Source organism: Pseudomonas sp. DF11, from assembly GCF_058148565.1.
Genome location: NZ_JBYVYN010000015.1, coordinates 46,522 through 61,852 on the forward strand (window position 1 = coordinate 46,522; position 15,331 = coordinate 61,852).

Sequence of the window (15,331 nt, forward strand, 5' to 3'; positions counted from 1 at the left end):
GGCGATGCCAGGCTCGCTGCCGTCCTTTTTATGCCCGCCCGCCGTTATCCAATCTCAACGGAGAGCTTCCATGACCGACACCCCCGATCGCGACGAACGCCACCTGGCGCGCATGCTGCGCAAGAAAGCCGTGATCGACGAGCGCATCGCCAACTCGCCGAACGAGTGCGGCCTGCTGCTGGTGCTGACCGGCAACGGCAAGGGCAAGAGCAGCTCGGCGTTTGGCATGCTCGCACGGTCCATGGGCCACGGTATGCAATGCGGAGTGGTGCAGTTCATCAAGGGGCGCAACAGCACCGGTGAAGAGCTGTTCTTCCGCCGCTTCCCGGAGCAGGTACGTTTTCACGTGATGGGCGAAGGTTTCACCTGGGAAACCCAGGACCGCCAGCGTGATATCGCCGCCGCCGAAGCCGCTTGGGCGGTGTCGCGGCAATTGCTCAGCGATCCGTCCATTGGCCTGGTGGTGCTCGATGAACTGAACATCGCCCTCAAACACGGCTACCTCGACCTCGATCAGGTGTTGAGCGATCTGCAAGCCCGTCCACCTATGCAGCATGTGGTGGTGACCGGGCGTGGTGCCAAGCCGGAGATGATCGAACTGGCCGACACCGTCACCGAAATGGGCATGATCAAGCACGCGTTCCAGGCCGGCATCAAGGCGCAGAAAGGCGTTGAACTGTGAGTGATGCTCGCCACTGTCCGGCGGTGCTGATCGCCGCTCCGGCCTCGGGGCAAGGCAAGACCACCGTCACCGCCGCCCTGGCCCGTTTGCATCGCAACCAGGGGCGCAAGGTGCGCGTCTTCAAGTGCGGCCCGGACTTTCTCGACCCGATGATCCTCGAGCGCGCCAGCGGCGCGCCGGTCTATCAATTGGACATGTGGATGGTCGGTGAGCAGGAAAGCCGCCGGCTGTTGTGGGAAGCCGCCGCTGAAGCGGACCTGATCCTGATCGAAGGGGTGATGGGGCTGTTCGACGGCACCCCTTCCAGCGCCGATCTGGCGCGACATTTCGGTGTGCCGGTGCTGGCGGTGATCGACGGCACGGCCATGGCCCAGACTTTCGGCGCCCTGGCCTTGGGCCTGGCCCGTTATCAGCCGGACTTGCCATTCGCCGGGGTCTTGGCCAACCGCGTCGGCACCCTGCGCCACGCACAATTGCTCGAAGGCAGCCTGACCGAAGGCCTACGCTGGTACGGCGCGTTGTCCCGGGAAACCGGCATCGAGTTACCCAGCCGCCACCTCGGGTTGGTCCAGGCCAGCGAATTGAACGACCTCGACCTGCGCCTTGATGCAGCGGCCGACGCCCTGGCCGGCAGTTGCGAAGTGGCGCTGCCGCCGGCAGTCGAGTTCGCCGCCCCCGAGGTGATCAACCCACAACAATGGCTCGACGGTGTGCGCATCGCCGTGGCCCGGGACGAAGCGTTTGCCTTCACCTATGGCGCAAGCCTCGATCTGCTGCGGGCCATGGGCGCGCAGTTGAGCTTCTTTTCACCGATCCATGACAGCGAACTGCCCGAGGCGGACAGCCTTTATCTGCCTGGTGGTTATCCGGAGCTGCACCACGTTGTGCTGGCCCGCAATACCCCGATGCTGGCCGCGATTCGTGCCCACCACGCAGCCGATAAACCGTTGCTCGCCGAATGCGGCGGCATGTTGTATCTGCTCGATTCATTGACCGATGTCGACGGCGTGCGCGCCGAACTGCTGGGATTGTTGGCCGGCGATGCGCAGATGCAAAAGCGCCTGGCGGCCCTGGCGCTGCAATCGGTGGATTTGCCGGAAGGCAACCTGCGTGGGCACACCTACCATCATTCCCTGACCAACACTGAACTTGAACCGATTGCCCGTGGCCATAGCCCGAATGGCGGGCGAGGCGCGGAGGCGGTATTCCGGCAGGGGCGGATGACGGCTTCTTATGTGCACTTTTATTTTCCGTCCAATCCCAGGGCGATTGCCGCGTTGTTTGCACCTGACCTTGAGGCCGCCTTCGCGAGCAAGCCCGCTCCCACGTTTGATCACCTAAACCCTGTGGGAGCGGGCTTGCTCGCGAAGAGGCCATGACAGACACCGCTTTCTCCCAAGCCGAACGCGACGCCATCTACCGCGCCATCGCCGAACGTCGTGACATGCGCCACTTCACCGGCGGCACGGTCGAACCGGCCTTGCTGCGCCGCCTGCTGGAAGCCGCGCACCAGGCCCCCAGCGTCGGCCTGATGCAACCGTGGCGATTCATCCGCATCAGCGACCGCGCCTTGCGCGGGCAGATCCGCGAACTGGTGGAGCAGGAACGCATCCGCACCGCCGAGGCCCTGGGCGAGCGCAGCGATGAGTTCATGAAGCTCAAGGTCGAAGGCATCGACGACTGCGCCGAGGTGCTGGTGGCGGCGTTGATGGAGGATCGCGAGCGGCACATCTTCGGTCGACGGACCTTGCCGGAAATGGACCTGGCCTCGCTGTCCTGCGCGATCCAGAACCTGTGGCTGGCCTCCCGCGCCGAAGGGTTGGGGATGGGCTGGGTATCGCTGTTCGAACCCCAGGCCCTGGCCGATCTGCTGGGCCTGCCCACCGGGGCCAAGCCGCTGGCGGTACTTTGCCTGGGGCCGGTCGAGGGGTTTTATCCGGCGCCGATGCTCGCCCTGGAAGGTTGGGCGCAGCCGCGTCCGCTCAATGAACTGCTGTATGAAAATCGTTGGGGAGTGAGCCCATGAGCGTGGCGTTGCTCAGTGCCGCCGCGGTGGCGCTGGATGCGCTGTTGGGCGAGCCCCGGCGCTGGCATCCGTTGGTGGCGTTCGGTGGTTTTGCTGATCGCATCGAACAGCGCTTCAATTCCGGCGGGCGCGGCTGGCGCAGCCACGGGGTGACGGCGTGGATCATCGCCGTGGTGCCGCTGACCCTGCTGGCCACGGCCCTGTCCTGGGCGCCTGTGGTGGGTTGGCTGGTGGAGATCCTGGCGTTGTACTGTGCCCTCGGCCTGCGCAGCCTTGGTGAGCATGTCGAGCCGGTGGCGCGGGCGTTGCGCAGCGGTGATCTGGAGCAAGCGCGTCAGCGTGTCGGCTATCTGGTCAGTCGCGAGACGCGCGAGTTGGACGAGACAGCCGTGGCCCGCGCCGCCACCGAATCGGTGCTGGAAAACGGCAGCGACGCGGTGTTCGCCGCGCTGTTCTGGTTCGCTGTGGCTGGCGCGCCCGGCGTGGTGCTGTACCGCTTGAGCAATACCCTCGACGCCATGTGGGGCTATCGCAATGAACGCTTCGAGCGTTTTGGCTGGGCGGCGGCGAAGATCGACGACGTGCTCAACTACATTCCGGCGCGCCTGGTGGCGTTGACCTACGCGCTGCTCGGCAAGACCCGCCTGGCGCTCAAATGCTGGCGCACCCAGGGCCCAACCTGGGACAGCCCCAACGCCGGGCCGGTGATGGCCGCCGGGGCCGGTGCGCTGGGCGTCGAGTTGGGCGGGGCGGCGGTTTATCACGGCGAGCTGCACCAACGTCCGCCCTTGGGCGAAGGTGTGCCGGCCAGTGCCGACTCCATCGATCTCGGCTGGCAATTGGTCCAGCGCGGGGTATGGTTGTGGTTGCTGATTCTCTGCCTGGGAGCTGAGTTTTATGCTTGAGCACGGTGGACGCCTGCGCAACGCGGCCAGGCAATACGGGATTGCCGAGGCTGATTGGCTCGACCTGTCCAGCGGCCTGGCGCCCTGGCCGTTCGAGGTCCCGGCGATTCCCCTGCGCGCCTGGGCACGCTTGCCGGAAACCGATGATGGCTTGGAGCAGGCCGCCTGCGATTACTACGGTGCGTTGGATGTGCTGCCGGTGGCTGGTTCGCAGATGGCTATCCAGTTGTTGCCGCGCCTGCGTCGGGCCGGCAAGGTCGGCGTGCTCTCGCCGTGTTACGCCGAACATGCCGAAGCCTGGCGCCGCAGCGGCTACATCGTGCGCGAAGTGTTGGCGTCGGAGGTGGATTTCTTCATCGACAGCCTCGACGTGCTGGTGGTGGTCAATCCAAACAATCCCACGGGCCTGAGCCTGGAGCCCGAGCGCTTGCTTGACTGGCATGCCCGCCTGGCCCAGCGCGGTGGCTGGCTGGTGGTGGATGAAGCCTTCATGGACATCACGCCGTCGCTGAGCCTGGCGGCGCACACTCATCTGGTCGGGCTGATCGTGCTGCGTTCGTTCGGCAAGTTCTTTGGCCTGGCCGGGGTGCGCCTGGGGTTTGTCTTGGCCGAGCGCCGCTTGCTCAAGTTGCTCGCCGAACAGGTCGGGCCGTGGGCCGTCAGCGGGCCGACCCGGGTACTGGGCCAGGCGTGCTTGCTGGACAGCGATGCCCACGCCCGTCAGCGCCAACGCTGCGAAGCCAGCAGCCAACGCCTGGCGCTGATGCTCGAGCATCACGGCTTCAAGCCTCAGGGCGGCTGCGGATTGTTCCAGTGGCTGGTCACCGAGCACGCCCAGGGGCTTCACGATTTCATGGCCCATCGCGGCATTCTCCTGCGGTTGTTCACCAGTACCGGCAGCCTGCGCTTCGGACTGCCGGCTGACGACAGCGAATTCCTGCGCCTCGAACAGGCCTTCGAGGCCTACGCCAAGGACGTTCAATGACCACAGTGATGGTGCAAGGCACCACCTCCGATGCCGGCAAAAGTACCCTGGTCACGGCGCTGTGCCGCTGGGTCAGGCGCCAGGGCGTGAGTGTGGTGCCGTTCAAGCCGCAGAACATGGCCCTCAATAGCGCTGTGACCGCCGACGGCGGTGAAATTGGTCGCGCCCAAGCCGTGCAGGCCCAGGCCGCCGGGCTCGAACCGCACACCGACATGAACCCGGTTTTGCTCAAGCCCAACAGCGATACCGGCGCCCAGGTGATCATCCACGGCCGCGCCGTCACCACCATGAACGCCGTGGCCTATCACGATTACAAAGCCATCGCCATGCAAGCCGTGCTCGCCTCCCACGCACGTTTGAGCGCCGCGTATCCAGTGGTGATGGTGGAGGGCGCCGGCTCGCCAGCGGAGATCAATCTGCGCGCCGGTGACATCGCCAACATGGGCTTTGCCGAGGCGGTGGACTGCCCGGTGCTGCTGATCGCCGATATCAATCGCGGCGGGGTGTTCGCTCATCTGGTCGGTACGCTGGAGTTGCTATCACCGAGTGAGCAGGCGCGGGTCAAGGGCTTCATCATCAACCGCTTTCGTGGCGACATCGCCTTGCTGCAACCTGGCCTGGACTGGCTGGAGGCGCGCACCGGCAAACCGGTGATCGGCGTGTTGCCCTACGTGATGGACCTGCATCTGGAAGCCGAGGACGGCCTCGACCAGCGCCAGATCGACAAGGCCGAGCAAGTGCTGAAAGTGGTGGTGCCGGTGTTGCCGCGCATCAGCAACCACACCGATTTCGATCCGTTACGCCTGCACCCGCAGGTCGACCTGCAATTCATCGGCCCCGGCCAAACCATCTCGCCGGCCGACCTGATCATCCTGCCCGGTTCGAAAAGCGTGCGTAGCGACCTGGCCTACTTGCGCGCTAACGGCTGGGACACGGCGATCCAGCGTCACTTGCGCTACGGCGGCAAGTTGCTGGGCATCTGCGGCGGCTTGCAGATGCTCGGTCAGCAGGTTCACGACCCGCTGGGGCTCGAAGGTGCGGCGGGTTCCAGTGCCGGGCTGGGCCTGCTGGCCTTCGAAACGACCCTGGAACATGAGAAACAACTGCGCAATGTGCGCGGGCGATTGGCCTTGGAAGAGGCTGAGGTTAGCGGCTACGAAATTCACGCGGGCGTGACCACCGGCCCTGCCCTGGAAAACGCCGCAGTGCACTTGGAAGACGGCCGCTGCGACGGTGCCCAGAGCCTCGACGGACAGGTGTTCGGCACCTACCTGCATGGGCTGTTCGAGTCGCCCCAGGCCAGCAGCGCGTTGTTGCGCTGGGCCGGGTTGCAGGATGTGCAAACGGTGGACTACCACGGCTTGCGCGAGCGGGATATCGAACGGTTGGCGGATCTGGTGGAGCGGCATTTGGATACTGGGCTGTTGCGTGAACTCTGTGGGGTTTGAGGTGGCTGTGTCGGCCTCATCGCGAGCAGGCTCGCTCCCACATTGGATCTCTGATGACCACAGAATTCATGTACATCCTAGATCAACTGTGGGAGCGAGCCTGCTCGCGATGACGCCGGCAGCGACACCGCCTATTTGAAAGGTAAACAACATGCTGCAACTCATCCTCGGCGGCGCTCGCTCCGGCAAGAGTCGCCTGGCGGAAAAGCTCGCCACGGACAGCCGATTACCCGTGACCTACATCGCCACCAGCCAACCCCTGGACGGCGAGATGAACGCACGGGTCGCCCAACACCGCGCCCGCCGTCCGGCCGAATGGGCCCTGGTGGAAGAGCCCTTGGCCCTGGCCCGAGTGCTGCGGGAAAACGCCGCTCCCGGGCAATGCCTGCTGGTGGACTGCCTGACCCTCTGGCTGACCAACCTGCTGATGCTCGACGATCCCGAGCAACTGCATACCGAACGCCAAGCACTGCTGGACTGCCTGGCCGCGTTGCCCGGTGAAATCATTTTTGTCAGCAACGAGACCGGAATGGGTGTCGTGCCCCTGGGCGAGTTGACTCGCCGTTACGTCGATGAAGCCGGTTGGCTGCATCAAGCCTTGGCCGAACGTTGTCAGCGCGTCGTGCTGACCGTCGCCGGCCTGCCCCTGACTCTCAAAGGTACTGCGTTATGAATCACCGCTGGTGGCTGGACCCATGCAAGCCCTTCGACACCCAGGCTTTGGAGCAGGCCACGGCCCGTCAGCAACAACTGACCAAACCCGCCGGTTCATTGGGCCGACTGGAATCGGTGGCGGTGCAACTAGCGGGCCTGCAAGGGCAGGTCAAGCCGAGCCTGGATCGGCTGTGGATCGCCATTTTCGCCGGTGACCACGGCGTGGTGGCTGAAGGCGTATCGGCCTATCCCCAGGAAGTCACCGGGCAGATGCTGCTCAACTTCGTCAGCGGCGGTGCGGCCATCAGCGTCTTGGCGCGGCAACTGGGCGCGTCCCTGGAAGTGGTGGACCTGGGCACCGTGACGCCTTCGTTGGACCTGCCCGGTGTGCGCCATCTGAATGTTGGCCCCGGCACGGCGAATTTCCTCCAAGGCCCGGCCATGAGCGCCTCCCAGGGCGAACAAGCCTTGCAAGCCGGCCGCGACAGCGTGGCCCGTGCCGTCGCCACTGGGGCGCAATTGTTCATCGGCGGCGAGATGGGCATCGGCAATACCACGTCCGCCAGTGCCCTGGCCTGCGCCTTGCTCGATTGCCCGGTGGCGCAACTGGTCGGGCCGGGCACGGGGTTGGACGCGGCGGGCGTCAGGCGCAAGGCCGAGGTCATCGAACGGGCCTTGGCGCTGCACGCTGCCCAGCACAACGACCCGTTGCAGACCTTGTTCAACCTCGGCGGTTTTGAAATCGCCGCGTTGGTCGGTGCGTATCTGGCCTGCGCCCAACAGGGCGTTGCGGTGCTGGTGGACGGTTTCATCTGCAGCGTCGCCGCCCTGGTGGCCGTGCGACTCAACCCAGCGTGCCGGCCATGGCTGCTGTTCGGCCATCGTGGCGCCGAACCGGGCCATCGCCACGTACTGGAAACCCTCGGTGCCGAACCGCTGCTGGAGCTGGGCCTGCGCCTGGGCGAGGGCAGTGGCGCGGCGCTGGCGGTGCCGCTGTTGCGCCTGGCCTGTGATCTGCACGGGCAGATGGCGACGTTCGCCGAAGCGGCCGTGGCGGATCGTCCGGCATGACCTTGCGCCTGGACCTGCTGCGTCACGGCGAAACCGAACTGGGTGGTGGCTTGCGCGGCAGCCTCGACGACGCCTTGACCGCCAAGGGCTGGGAACAGATGCACGCGGCGGTGGAGCAGGGCGGGCCGTGGGATCGCTTGGTTAGTTCGCCGTTGCAGCGTTGCGCCCGCTTCGCTGAACAGCTCGGAGCCCAACTCGGCGTGCCGCTGCACCTGGACCAAGACCTGCAAGAACTGCATTTCGGCGCCTGGGAAGGCCGCAGCGCGGCGGCATTGATGGACACCGACGCCGAAGCCTTGGGCCGGTTCTGGGCCGATCCCTACAGCTTCACGCCACCCGATGGCGAGCCGGTGCTGGCGTTTTCCAGCCGCGTGCTGGCAGCGGTCGAACGCCTGCACGCTGCCTACGCCGGGCAACGCATCTTGCTGATCAGCCATGGCGGCGTCATGCGTTTGCTGCTGGCCCAGGCCCGAGGCCTGCCTCGCGAGCAACTGCTCAACGTCGAAGTCGCCCACGGCGCGCTGTTTTCTCTGCAAGTGTCGTCCGACGCCGTGCTGACAGAGGTCGGCTGAAGATGCTGCCATTCTGGATCGCCCTGCAATTTCTCAGCAGCCTGCCGGTGCGCCTGCCGGGCATGCCCGAGCCGGAACAACTGGGCCGTTCGCTGCTGTTCTATCCGCTGGTGGGGCTGCTGTTCGGTGCTTTACTGTGGTTGCTCAATGCACTGTTGCTGGGAACGCCGCCATTGCTGCACGCCGCGCTGTTGCTGACCGTGTGGGTATTGCTCAGCGGCGGCCTGCACCTGGATGGCCTGGCCGACAGCGCGGACGCCTGGCTGGGCGGCTTCGGCGATCGCGAGCGCACGCTGCTGATCATGAAAGACCCGCGCAGCGGGCCGATTGCCGTCATCACGCTGGTGTTGGTGCTGTTGCTCAAATTCACCGCGCTACTGGCGTTGATCGAGCAAGGGCAGGGCGTGATGTTGATTATCGTGCCGGTGTTGGGGCGTGCCGCGTTGCTTGGGCTGTTCCTGAGCACGCCTTATGTGCGGGCCGGTGGTTTGGGCCAGGCGCTTGCTGACCATCTACCCCGGCGTGCGGGTTGGCAGGTGTTGTGGGTGGGTGCGCTGGGCTGTGTGCTGGTGGTGGGCTGGGCAGGTGTCGTTGCGCTGCTGGTCGCTGTGGCGGTGTTTATCGGCTTGCGCCAGATGATGCTGCGCAGGCTCGCGGGGTGCACCGGGGATACCGCCGGGGCCTTGTTGGAATTGCTGGAGATGGCGGTATTGGTGGGTGTGGTGTTGTTCTGAATTTGTCGTAGCACCTGTCAACTCTGACAGTATCGCCTCGTTAAAAACCGGTGCTTAATTCGCTCAAGGCCTTGGCTGCCACGCAGAGCGATGGGAAGCGTTGTGTAGTGTCCGGTGTTATCGATCTGCCAAAAAACTGGATGGCCGTTGGTGTCTCAACGGCTGAACGTTGTCAATGGGAGAGCGATAACATGGCAAATGCGGATAAAAAACTGGCGCGACGTGAGGCAAACAGCGCTTATCTCAGGGAGCGCACCGAGCACCAGTCGAGGTTGGGCAACCAATACATCATCATTGATCATCCTATAGTGGACATCGCCACAGGTCTGCTCAGCGGCCCCGAACTGAAGGACGGGTTGAAGGTGCAAATTCGTAAGTGGGATGCCCTACCGCCTCCGGGCTTACCGGAGACGATCCAGGTCATGTTCGATCGTACCGGCAATGGTCGTTTTGAGGTCGTGGCAGAACATGAATTTGTAATTCCTCTAGGTGGTAGCGACTTTCCGGAGACCTTCCCCTACCCGATGCTCATCAGGGTCGACGATCTTCCACAAAACTCTCCGTGCCGTGTGAGATATGACCATTATGTTTATAACAACGAAGAAGACGAAGCAGACAAATCTCCGATAACTCCGCTCATTTGCGACCGATTGCCACCCTATGATCGCGCCCCGCCGGAGGCACTGATCTTTGCAACCACCTACTTCGATGACAGCAACCTGGCCCCCGGCAGCAAACTGAAGGCCACGATTCCTGGTTATGATGATTGGCAAGCGACTGATCAAATCGCCGTTTATCTGGTGGACGCTGCCCATATTCCTGACGAGCCGACTGGGCTCATCCCGATTTTCTTCGACTATGTCCCCGCCCCGGGCATCTCGGACACCGAGATAGAAATCGATGGCGACCGTGTTCGTGAGTTTGGCGATGCCGAATGCGTGTTCATCTACGTCTTGATCGACAAGGCGACCAATACCAGCGTTCTGTCGCTTTGGCAGAAAATAAGCCTCACCTTCGGACGGCTACCGACCAACCTGCAAGCACCGGAGGTCCCCCAAGCGGATCCGGGGCCGTTGGTGGTCGAGCATGCTTTGTCGGGGGTGAGTGTCTGGATTCCCCTGTATGACAATCACAAGAGTTATGACTTCATTCGATTGAAGTGGGGGAGCAAGACGCTGGAGGACGTTGCTGTTGGGCCTAACCCGCCGGCCAGGATCGAGATTCCGGTGGAACCGAAACTCCTCATGCTCGAGGAATACGGCGAAAACACCACTGGCGACAAGGTGACCAACATCAGTTATCACGTCGTGCGTAAAAACCGGCTATTCGGACCTGAAGACCTCGATATCGACGTCAACTTCGAGGTGCCGATCCCCTGGGTCCCCTGGCCGTTTCCCGGCTGGCCGAATCCGGTGCATCCAAGCTTGAAGATAGGTGTCGTTACGAATTGGGATGGTAGCCGGACCAACCAGTTGACGCGGGCCGACAAGGACAAGGCGGCGGATTTCACCTTTACCTGGTACGCCGAGGCGGTTGACGGCCATGTCATCGATTTTTTCTGGAATGGCACTCGTGTCGTTGAGGCCCAGATCACCTTCGATGATACGCAGCATACACCTGGCGACGACGAAACCGTCGAGATCCCTTGGACTTACATCAAGAACGGCGGCAATGGCACCGAGGTACCGGTGCACTATCAGTTGAGCGCGCCAGGCATTGAGAATGACCTGGAATCCACCCCAACCGAGGTCGACGTCAATGCCATAGCCGTTGAACTGCCACCTGCGAGTTTTCCTACCATCGACACCACTTATCCAGGCTGCTCGGTGCTGGATGACGATGGCGCGCTCCAGGTCGCCATCCCTGACCTCACCGGCGTGCTCGAGGATGGTGACGAAATCAATTTCGTCTTCACCCCCATGAGAGGGGAGTTCCTGAGCGACCCTGAAGATCCGATCACCGCCGCGATATTCAGGCAAGACTACGTGTTGGGCGCTGCCGGTACACCTCTGACCGGCTTCATCATTCGAGTGGCACCTTATGCGGACCATATCCTGCCGCTTTATACCGAGAACGCAGGAACGAATCGCAGGGGCCGGGCGAAGATCCAGTATTTCCACGATGACGGCTCGGAAATACTTGAATCGACACCGCACACAACCATCACCGCCTTCCACCTGCCGGACACGCCGTGCGAGATCCCAAGGCCTTAGCCTGGAAGCATGCACCCGGGCGTTTGTTGCCCGGGTGTGCATGTTGACGCTCCCTCATGGAGGGACCTCTACATCGATATTTCACACCGAAGCAATGAGAAAAATCTCACGAACACAGGGATAAGTCCTACATATCTTCCGGAAACGAGTGCTTAGGATTGCCGCCTTTTGATCGTCCAGAGCAAGGCGGCAAGGCCAGGCAAGGGCGATTGCCAGACAGCTTGTTCACCCAGGAGTTACTCATGTCCGTCAGCCACTCATTCTCCATCACGCCGCTTGCGCGCGTTCTCAAACTTGTGACCCTCGCGCCATTGCTGCTACTGAGCCCGACCGGCCTGGCGCAGACGCTCATCGAAAACGGTGCGTCCAAGACCATCGGTGCCACCACCACGACTGACGATTACCTGGTGGAGACCGAAAGCAAGCTGACGGCCAACGGCGCAACGACTTACCAGATCCGTGCATCCGGCGGGTCGACGATCAATCTGAGCGATACCCAGGTTACCGCTCAAGGCAATGCCAACGGAGTCGATTTAGCCGGCAGCGAAGCGACTATCGCCAACGGCAGCAAAGTCGTCAGCAGCAACATCGGGCTGCGTCTGGCAACATCAGCCACCGGTGGATCTACCGCGGTGGTCAGCGACAGCGAAATCATCGGTGGGCGAGTAGGGGCAACCCTCAGTGCCAGCAGCCAATTGATACTTGAGGCAGGCTCCACCCTGATTGGCAGCAACGCCGATGGCATTGGCGTGCGTAGCTTCGGCAGCAAGATTTCCGCCACCGACAGCACCATCGTTGGGGGGCTCAACGGTGTGTACGTGTTTGCCGACCTCAACCTGTCCGCCGACAACGCATTGATCCTGGATAACTCCCGCGTCGAAGGCTTGACCGGTTCGGCGATCGTTGTCGATGGCCAGACCCAGACCAACAACGAACGGGTGAATATCGAAGTCAACAACGGCTCTACCCTGGTGGCTGGCAACGGTAAGCTCTTGGAAGTCGTCAATGGTTCTTCGGCGAATTTCAAGGCCGATAACAGCCAATTGGTCGGTGACATCATCGTGGAGGAAGGCAGCAGCGCTAACGTTGTGTTCGATAACTTCGCGACGCTCACCGGTCGCCTGGAAAACGTCGAGAGCCTGGCCATCAACAACGAAGCCCGTTGGATCATGGTCGGTGATGGCGAGGTCGAGAAGCTTTCCATGAACGGCGGTGGCATTCAGTTCGGCAACCCGGGCGAATTCTACAAATTGACCGTGGGCGAGCTGTCGGGCAACGGTACCTTCTTCATGCACACCAACTTTGCCACGGGCCAGGTCGATACGCTGACCGTGACCGGGACGGCCACCGGTAATTATCAGGTGGCGCTCGACAGCAGCGGCTCGGAACCCGGTGCCGCCGCTTCTATCCCGGTGGTCCACATCGGTGGTGGCGATGCCCAGTTTTCCTTGCTGGGTGGTGAGGTGGACCTGGGGGCTTTCTCCTACAACCTGATCAAGCAAGGTGACAATGACTGGTATCTGGACACCGCTTCGAAAGTCATCAGCCCCGGTACCCAATCGGTGATGGCGTTGTTCAATGCCGCGCCGACGGTCTGGCAAGGCGAACTCAGCATCTTGCGCAGCCGCATGGGCGAAGTGCGCAGGGACCAAGGCAAGGCCGGTGGCTGGATTCGCGCCTACGGTAACAAGTTCGATGTCAGCGCCAGCTCCGGCGTGGCTTACAAACAAACCCAGCAGGGCCTGTCGTTGGGTGCCGATGCGCCATTGCCAGGCGGTGACGGGCAGTGGTTGGTGGGCGTGCTGGGAGGCTACAGCAAGTCCGACCTGGACCTGAGCCGCGGCACCACCGGCGAAGTCGACAGTTACTACCTCGGTGCCTACACCACGTGGCTGGATGACGAGAGCGGCTACTACTTCGACGGTGTGCTCAAGTTCAACCGCTTCCAGAACGAATCTTCGGTCCAACTGAGCGATGGCAAAAAAACCAAGGGTAGCTATGACAACCACAGCGTCGGCGGTTCCCTGGAGTTCGGTCGTCACGTCAAGCTGGCCGACGACTACTTTGTCGAACCCTACACCCAGCTCTCGGGTGTGATCATCCAGGGCAAGGACTATCGCCTGGATAACGGCTTGGCTGCCGAAGGTGACCGCATGCACTCGCTGTTGGGCAAGGTCGGTGCAACAGCCGGGCGCAATTTCGACCTGGGCGAAGGCAAAGTGCTGCAGCCATACCTGCGTGCCGCTTACGTGCACGAGTTCGCCAATAACAATGAAGTGAAAGTTAACGACAGCAGGTTCAAAAACGATCTTTCGGGTTCGCGCGGCGAGCTGGGGGCAGGTATCGCTATGACACTGACCGACAAGGTGTCGGTCCACGCCGATTTCGATTACAGCAACGGCAATAAGATCGAGCAACCGTGGGGGGCCAACGTGGGCGTGCGCTATCTCTGGTAATTCAATGGGCTGACGCTGCGCGACACATTCAATGTTCTTTACACGCTGCGAGGATAACGGCCACGGTCATTGTCCTCGCGCTTCTTTAAGGAGTCTTGTTTCATGAGCGAGTCAACGAATACGTCGTCTTCCGATAGCCCTAAAGAGCTGCTTGCACCCAGCGTGGAGGAACTGCTCGATAACATTCCGGGTGGTGAACCCAATTTGCTCCCGGAAGCCGCCACGCACGACGACCTGAAGGTCTGGTTTGAGTTGTGGGAGCACTCTGATCCTAAGCTGGGTGAAGAGTCGGTTGAACTGTTTCTTGACGACAACCCGGACCCGGTAGATCGCCGTACCTGGGAGGGAGCAGATATTGAGCCATCCGACCAGTATGTGACCTTGTTTCAACGATTTCTGCGCGGTAATGACGGGCGTCATCGGTTGCATTACAAGACGCAGGGTTATAACCATGAGACTGATACATCCGCCGTGTTGGTGATCACGCTCGATACCACCGCGCCGATTCTGGCGGTGAACAGTCAATTACTGATCGACCCGTACATCATCGAGAAGGGCCTCTCCGAGCAGTACCTCATCGACCATGGCGGGGTTGTCACCGTGAGGGTTCCTCCTTATACGGAGCCCAATCCCGGCGATAAAATCACGGCAAAATGGCTGAATGAAAACAACGGTCAGTACGAAGAGGTTATCAAGGACCTTACACGGGATGACTATGAAGACCCCATATTCATTGATTTCCCTGAAGCGCTGATCCGTATCGTGGGCGATGGCATGCGCTCGATTTCCTACCACGTGGCCGACAGGGCCGGTAATGAAACAGCCGAGTCCACGGCGGTTTCGTTTCAAGTAGCGGTGGTGCGCGCGCCGCATTACGTGCCTCATCCGTGGATCATCGAGGCTGAAGGAAGCCCCGCGGAGTATGCCGACCTGAACCCACAGAACGTAATAGCCGGTGCCACGGCGCAAATCCCTGGCGATGCCGTCTATTACAATGACGATATCGTCCATATGCAGTTTGGTGAGCCTGGTACGGTGGGGGCCATCCCCATTCCCGTGCCCTGGGGCACAAAACAAGTGCGCGTACCACCGGCCAATATTGCGGCGATGTTCCAAAAGCGCGTGACGGTTTATTACGATCTGGTCCTGGCAGACTCCTCGAACAAACAGTCCGGGGCCCTGACGGTAGCGATTGGCTCGTACCCTGTGTATCGATTCCACGTGCCTCAGCTTGAGTCCCCTTTTACCGACCCTGTCTCTAAAGCGAGTATTACCGATGCGGGAGTACCCGTTTATCAACGTGCATGGGCTTTTATCAGCGAGGCGTGCCTGGTGACCATTACGGTGTTGGGTAAGAATGCCCAGGCTCAAAACGTGAGCGAAATTGTGTTGAACGAGCATCGGGTTCAACAGGCGGAGGTCACGGCAGGGATACGTGTCCGGTTGCCGAAGGCCTTTATGTCGTCTCTTATGGCTAATCAAAAATTCACCGTCGAGACCAAAGTCAGCTTCGATGGGGGTGAAAGATGGACACGGTTCGACCTTTTGACGCCGACGCTGATCGAGTGAGTCCGGGTGGTCATTG

13 protein-coding genes are annotated in these 15,331 nt (G+C 61.8%); all 13 read left to right on the forward strand.

Features of this window, described 5'->3' with window-relative positions; translation table 11 throughout:
* Positions 1-70: 70 nt before the first annotated feature.
* The 13 genes from cobO to AC30D9_RS28345 all read left to right on the forward strand — a co-directional run bounded on the left by cobO (position 71) and on the right by AC30D9_RS28345 (position 15,315).
* Positions 71-682, forward strand: a complete 612-nt coding sequence (gene cobO, locus AC30D9_RS28285; RefSeq protein ID WP_134925410.1) for a cob(I)yrinic acid a,c-diamide adenosyltransferase — start codon at positions 71-73, stop codon at positions 680-682.
* The gene (locus tag AC30D9_RS28290; RefSeq protein ID WP_490145297.1) at positions 679-2,061 is read left to right on the forward strand and encodes a cobyrinic acid a,c-diamide synthase CobB; all 1,383 of its coding nucleotides are present in this window, start codon (positions 679-681) and stop codon (positions 2,059-2,061) included. Before cobO ends, AC30D9_RS28290 begins: the two co-directional genes overlap by 4 nt.
* Entirely contained in the window at positions 2,058-2,708 is a 651-nt protein-coding gene (gene bluB, locus AC30D9_RS28295) for a 5,6-dimethylbenzimidazole synthase (protein WP_490145298.1), read from the forward strand. The genes AC30D9_RS28290 and bluB overlap by 4 nt, the downstream gene beginning before the upstream one ends.
* Entirely contained in the window at positions 2,705-3,613 is a 909-nt protein-coding gene (gene cbiB, locus AC30D9_RS28300; protein ID WP_490145299.1) for an adenosylcobinamide-phosphate synthase CbiB, read from the forward strand. The genes bluB and cbiB overlap by 4 nt, the downstream gene beginning before the upstream one ends.
* Positions 3,606-4,598, forward strand: coding sequence for a threonine-phosphate decarboxylase CobD (gene cobD / locus AC30D9_RS28305; RefSeq protein ID WP_307574168.1), 993 nt, complete (start codon positions 3,606-3,608; stop codon positions 4,596-4,598). The genes cbiB and cobD overlap by 8 nt, the downstream gene beginning before the upstream one ends.
* A complete protein-coding gene (locus AC30D9_RS28310; protein ID WP_490145300.1) occupies positions 4,595-6,046 on the forward strand; it encodes a cobyric acid synthase in 1,452 nt (483 codons plus the stop codon). The genes cobD and AC30D9_RS28310 overlap by 4 nt, the downstream gene beginning before the upstream one ends.
* 151 nt (positions 6,047-6,197) lie before the next feature.
* Positions 6,198-6,719 (forward strand): bifunctional adenosylcobinamide kinase/adenosylcobinamide-phosphate guanylyltransferase, encoded by a 522-nt coding sequence (gene cobU, locus AC30D9_RS28315; protein WP_490145301.1) that lies wholly within the window; start codon positions 6,198-6,200, stop codon positions 6,717-6,719.
* Positions 6,716-7,771, forward strand: coding sequence for a nicotinate-nucleotide--dimethylbenzimidazole phosphoribosyltransferase (gene cobT / locus AC30D9_RS28320; RefSeq protein ID WP_490145302.1), 1,056 nt, complete (start codon positions 6,716-6,718; stop codon positions 7,769-7,771). Before cobU ends, cobT begins: the two co-directional genes overlap by 4 nt.
* Positions 7,768-8,343 carry an alpha-ribazole phosphatase family protein gene (gene cobC / locus AC30D9_RS28325; protein WP_490145303.1) on the forward strand — a complete coding sequence of 192 codons (576 nt, stop codon included), beginning with the start codon at positions 7,768-7,770 and terminating at the stop codon, positions 8,341-8,343. The genes cobT and cobC overlap by 4 nt, the downstream gene beginning before the upstream one ends.
* A 2-nt stretch (positions 8,344-8,345) precedes the next feature.
* On the forward strand, positions 8,346-9,077 hold the full coding sequence (locus AC30D9_RS28330; RefSeq protein WP_490145304.1) for an adenosylcobinamide-GDP ribazoletransferase: 732 nt from the start codon (positions 8,346-8,348) through the stop codon (positions 9,075-9,077).
* A 191-nt stretch (positions 9,078-9,268) separates the two neighbouring features.
* Positions 9,269-11,290, forward strand: a complete 2,022-nt coding sequence (locus AC30D9_RS28335; RefSeq protein ID WP_490145305.1) for a hypothetical protein — start codon at positions 9,269-9,271, stop codon at positions 11,288-11,290.
* 242 nt (positions 11,291-11,532) lie between these two features.
* Entirely contained in the window at positions 11,533-13,746 is a 2,214-nt protein-coding gene (locus AC30D9_RS28340; RefSeq protein WP_490145306.1) for an autotransporter outer membrane beta-barrel domain-containing protein, read from the forward strand.
* A gap of 102 nt (positions 13,747-13,848) precedes the next feature.
* Positions 13,849-15,315 carry a hypothetical protein gene (locus AC30D9_RS28345; protein ID WP_307574150.1) on the forward strand — a complete coding sequence of 489 codons (1,467 nt, stop codon included), beginning with the start codon at positions 13,849-13,851 and terminating at the stop codon, positions 15,313-15,315.
* Positions 15,316-15,331: the final 16 nt, after the last annotated feature.

Bases quoted from the DNA above. Each gene is read 5' to 3' on its own strand.
- cobD (WP_307574168.1), top strand. From the start codon at position 3,606: ATGCTTGAGCACGGTGGACGCCTGCGCAACGCGGCCAGGCAATACGGG.
- cobO (WP_134925410.1), top strand. From the start codon at position 71: ATGACCGACACCCCCGATCGCGACGAACGCCACCTGGCGCGCATGCTG.
- AC30D9_RS28330 (WP_490145304.1), top strand. From the start codon at position 8,346: ATGCTGCCATTCTGGATCGCCCTGCAATTTCTCAGCAGCCTGCCGGTG.
- cobT (WP_490145302.1), top strand. From the start codon at position 6,716: ATGAATCACCGCTGGTGGCTGGACCCATGCAAGCCCTTCGACACCCAG.
- cobU (WP_490145301.1), top strand. From the start codon at position 6,198: ATGCTGCAACTCATCCTCGGCGGCGCTCGCTCCGGCAAGAGTCGCCTG.
- AC30D9_RS28310 (WP_490145300.1), top strand. From the start codon at position 4,595: ATGACCACAGTGATGGTGCAAGGCACCACCTCCGATGCCGGCAAAAGT.
- cbiB (WP_490145299.1), top strand. From the start codon at position 2,705: ATGAGCGTGGCGTTGCTCAGTGCCGCCGCGGTGGCGCTGGATGCGCTG.
- bluB (WP_490145298.1), top strand. From the start codon at position 2,058: ATGACAGACACCGCTTTCTCCCAAGCCGAACGCGACGCCATCTACCGC.
- cobC (WP_490145303.1), top strand. From the start codon at position 7,768: ATGACCTTGCGCCTGGACCTGCTGCGTCACGGCGAAACCGAACTGGGT.
- AC30D9_RS28340 (WP_490145306.1), top strand. From the start codon at position 11,533: ATGTCCGTCAGCCACTCATTCTCCATCACGCCGCTTGCGCGCGTTCTC.
- AC30D9_RS28345 (WP_307574150.1), top strand. From the start codon at position 13,849: ATGAGCGAGTCAACGAATACGTCGTCTTCCGATAGCCCTAAAGAGCTG.
- AC30D9_RS28335 (WP_490145305.1), top strand. From the start codon at position 9,269: ATGGCAAATGCGGATAAAAAACTGGCGCGACGTGAGGCAAACAGCGCT.